The organism is Allobosea sp. P4_C6, from assembly GCF_056402015.1.
This window is the reverse complement of sequence record NZ_JBFUIF010000127.1, coordinates 1-3,970: the sequence shown is the minus strand read 5'-3', so window position 1 is coordinate 3,970 and position 3,970 is coordinate 1. Positions and strand designations below refer to the sequence as shown.

At 58.3% G+C, this 3,970-nt stretch carries 5 protein-coding genes; 2 read left to right on the top strand and 3 right to left on the bottom strand.

The features are described 5' to 3' along the window. Window positions 1–9: 9 nt before the first annotated feature. Window positions 10–777 carry an alpha/beta fold hydrolase gene (locus AC1DVA_RS26680; protein WP_265055515.1) on the bottom strand — a complete coding sequence of 256 codons (768 nt, stop codon included), beginning with the start codon at window positions 775–777 and terminating at the stop codon, window positions 10–12. A gap of 320 nt (window positions 778–1,097) precedes the next feature. Here AC1DVA_RS26680 and AC1DVA_RS26675 point away from each other — a divergent pair, with 320 nt between their 5' ends. Both AC1DVA_RS26675 and AC1DVA_RS26670 read left to right on the top strand, forming a co-directional pair. Continuing rightward, complete coding sequence (locus AC1DVA_RS26675) at window positions 1,098–1,622, top strand: phage terminase small subunit P27 family (protein ID WP_476807894.1); 525 nt, start codon at window positions 1,098–1,100, stop codon at window positions 1,620–1,622. A gap of 384 nt (window positions 1,623–2,006) precedes the next feature. Continuing rightward, a complete protein-coding gene (locus AC1DVA_RS26670) occupies window positions 2,007–2,138 on the top strand; it encodes a hypothetical protein (RefSeq protein WP_476807893.1) in 132 nt (43 codons plus the stop codon). A gap of 403 nt (window positions 2,139–2,541) precedes the next feature. Here the strand turns inward: AC1DVA_RS26670 and AC1DVA_RS26665 are convergent, their stop codons facing one another. After that, window positions 2,542–2,862 (bottom strand): hypothetical protein, encoded by a 321-nt coding sequence (locus AC1DVA_RS26665; protein WP_476807892.1) that lies wholly within the window; start codon window positions 2,860–2,862, stop codon window positions 2,542–2,544. Window positions 2,863–3,076: 214 nt separating this feature from the next. Then, window positions 3,077–3,913, bottom strand: a complete 837-nt coding sequence (locus AC1DVA_RS26660) for an acyltransferase family protein (protein WP_476807895.1) — start codon at window positions 3,911–3,913, stop codon at window positions 3,077–3,079. Window positions 3,914–3,970: the final 57 nt, after the last annotated feature.

Genomic DNA, 3,970 nt, shown 5'->3' with positions numbered 1-3,970 from the left:
GTCTGAGGCTTAGCGAGCTGCTTCGTCGATCAGCTTCGCGACGAGGTCCGGCTGCGAGACCATTACGACATGCGACGCGCTGTTGACCACGACCGTGCGCTTGGACCGCGCGCGCTCGGCCATGTATCCGAGCGCCTTGGCCGGGATGTTTTTGTCCCCGTCGCCATAGACGAAGAAGGATGGCACGTGCTTCCAGGCAGGCTCGCCGGACTTTTCGGTTAGGGCCGCTTCGGTGATCGGCCGCTGGCCGGCGGCCATCAGTGCGGTCGCCTCGGCCGGAACGTCGTGAGCGAACTGGTCGCGGAACTTGGCCTGATCAATGTAGAGGTCGACGCCGCCGCCGGTGAGCTTGACCGGAGGCGCCAGTGCCTCGCCGAGCGTCCCACCCGGGAACTTGCCGGCTAGCTCCGAGGCTGCCTCGCCGGCATCGGGCGCGAACGCCGCCACATAGACCAGCGACTTGACGTTGTCGTGGCCCTTCGCCGCGTTCGAAATGACCTGGCCGCCGTAGGAATGCCCGACGAGGACCACCGGACCTGCAATGCTCGCGACGACGTCGGACACGAGGCGCGCGTCACCTGAGACGCTCCGCAGCGGATTGGCGACGGCAACTGTCGTGTATCCGTTCTTCTGGAGATTGGCGATGACCCCGTTCCAGCTCGACGAGTCAGCGAAGGCGCCATGGACGAGGACAATGGTGGGCTTGGCGGGCTGAGCCACCGCCGCACCTGACATAAGAGCGGTAGCGATAGCAACCGTCGCAGCGATCTTGGACATAGTTCTTCCTTTCAGGGAATGCAGACGCCCTCAGGCAGAGCTCAGGTTACGGCGGGAGGTCAGGGTGTGGTCAGGAAGGGTCAATCGGCATCCGTTAGATCATGTTGCATTCTGACGCGACAGAATTCGCGACCTGTTCCGTGATCGTCAGGAGTTGGCAGGCTGAAAGTGTCCGCCGCCTCACGGGGTCAAACTTGCATGCCGAAACACACTCAACACGCGACGCGCTACCACCTGGCTGAGAAAGAGAGCTTCTCGTGAAGACGATTGGCTTTTCCCGGCCCGTAATCGGCATGGTGATCACGTGACGACGCGTCAGTATGGCCGCCTTCTGCCACGTTCGGAGCACCGCCCATGCCAGCAGGACGCCCGCCGAAGCCGCGTCGCATCCGCGAGTTAGAGGGCCGGCGCGGGCATCGACCTGTCCCGGACAGCGTCGAGAGCTGTGGCCAGCCACTGATGCCCGATTATCTTGGAGACGAGCAGCGGGCTTGTGGAAACAGATCGAGGCCGGCATGCCGACCGGGCTGCTGACGTTGGCCGACAGCCAGGCGGTCGAAAGGATGTGCGTCGCGTGGGCGAGGTTTCGCGAATGCCAGCGCAAAATCGGCCAGCTGACGATGTTCAGTAGGGACTCGACCGGCCAATTGGCGATGTCGCCGCTGGTCCGGATTCAAAGTCTCGCAGCAAAGGAGATGCATCTGGCCGGCGACGCACTTGGCTTGAGCCCGGTCGCGCGCGCTAGGATCAGCGCGCCCGAGAACGTCGGCAATGATCCCCTGACGCTGCTGCTCGACGGCCAGGTCTATAGGCCGGCCGTGCCACGGAAGTCGAGGGCCAACTGAGAGGTTGTGTGTCTGTCTGATGGGACGCCCCCTTGGAGGAACATCGGTCGCGTCTTTCTGCGAATGCGTCAAGGCCGCTTTAAGGATGCCCCCCCATCGCGCCGCTAAATCATGGTTAGCGCGTTGAATTACATTTGCCGTTTGTCGAGCCTGTGTCAGCCTGTCCCAAGGGAATGCTGCTCACCAACGTTCCCACCTTCCACCCTTGCCTATGCCTTCCTCGCTTATGTCTTCCGTGGTTCATGGGGGCGTCCGATGTCGGCTGAAGATCGTGGGCTAGCCCGACTGCAGATGAGGTTCCCGGAGTTCCGCGACCGCTTCGCGCGAATGGAGGACCGACGTTTTCGCGGTGTCTGCGAGGAGTACGATCTTGTCTGGGAGGCGATGTCCCAGGACGAACACTGCGCGATGTTCAGCTTCGACGACTACTGCCTCCTTGCGGCCTCGATCGAGCACGACGCCATCACAATGGCCGAGGCCGATTCCGAATCCCGGCGCCATCGCCCGACCGGCTAGTCCCCGGGGGCAGCGCCGTCGGCTTCCTAGAATTTTATAGTCAGGATCTCGCTCCACAATTAGTGGACGATACACGATGGCAGGCGTAGCCTCGACCCACCGCTGGGACGCGGTCGAACGCCACCGGACCGCAAAAGCCCCCCGGCCCAAAGGGCCGGTGGCGTCTCGCTGCCGGCGCCGTCCGCCTCGGCGACGTCCGGTGATATTCCAATATTGCGGATCCGCTTCCTCTAGGCGGCGCGCAAATGAGCGCTTTCGACCCGCTGCAGACGATGAGACCAAATTGCGGGACGCCCGTCGATCCACCTAAGGCGTTGCTGCGGGGTAAGCGCGAGTTTCCGGCAGCATGCGGCTCCGGAGCGTGTGGTCTCAGCGCTCGATCTTGGCCCGGGTGGGCGACGCTCTATTGCGGGCAGAGCGCCGACAGGCGATCGGCCGGGAGCTCGATAGCGCGCCCGTCCTCGATGGCGACGAAGCCTTGCAGTGGCCCTTTCGGGCAGTCGATGCCGTCGAGCAGCAGCATGAAGCCGAACCGCTTGCCTTTCAGATCAGCTCTTTCGAACATCGTCGCGACGTCAGGCCGTACTTGGCGGGTGCCGACGATCGCGAGTATCTTGCCGTTCTGGCGGATCGCGAAATGCGCGGCAAGATCCGGCGCGGCGAGATCGATGGCATACCCGCGGATCACCCAAGCGCCCTTCCGCAGGCGCTCGAATTGACCCATATCCGGTCGGTCGCCGCCGATGTTTTCACCACTTCCGGCCCTTCCGCGGCCTCTCAGCGGTTCAGGACCCTGATTGGTCTGTTCGAAGTAAAAATGAGACTTGCTGGATTCCCACTAAACGGGGAATGATCGAGCCCTAGCGGGGGAGTGTCCGAACACGCGCAAACTTGCACGGAGTTTGGCTTTGCCACCTGATTTTCAGCTATCTTTGGCGCTACAAGGCCAAGCGCGACTGCTTATTGGGCAATGGAGAGGCATGCTTCGTCGACTTGACGAGTGCCAATACCGGCCTTTCGATGCAGACCCAGCTAACCCAACCAAGTATGTATGAAATAATAACTGTCAGGACAGTCGCATTTATCACCGACATATGCGGAGATATGAGAAGTATGACCTTTGTCGTTGGCCAAGCGTATAAATATACGCCGTAAGATATGTCGTTTTTATTATTAATTTTKCTCAAGGTCCTATTTTTAATATTCGAAATGGAAAATAGTATATAGGCCCCGAATATGGCGACTCCGAAATGGGCCAATCGATCGACGAACAGGCATAACGCGAGCGCCGCAGTCGATATCAGAACGTATTTTAGCTTGAATATTATGACGTCTCTATACAGAAAAAAACATGATCCGGTCAAAAATATGCCGCTCAGCCTCAGCCAACTCTTTTTTGCTCCAAACAGAATGCTATTCCATTCTGATATGGAAAATATATTTGGTATAGGTCGATCAGTAATGCTTGTGTCGAAAGGTTGAGTCTCGATTTCCAGAAAAATGGCAATTACAAGCAATGCCGCCGTCGCAATTAAAACCAAATGTCTTTTTCCAAATAAACCAAAGTACCCCATCACGATAACGAGCAAATAGCATTTGAATTCGATGCTGATGGTCCACATCGATGCATTTAGAAAGGGGAACATCGTCCCATGGAAAACGTTTCCGACATTCGGCGCTTGAAGTAGTAGTGCTCGCACTACGATTGATAAAAATTCTCCCAGATGCCCCGGCATTTTTGCTCCACCTATAGGAGCAACGATTAAAACGCATATAAAATATGCGCAAATGAACCCAGGAAATATTCTGGCTAATCTCTTCCTGACGTACTC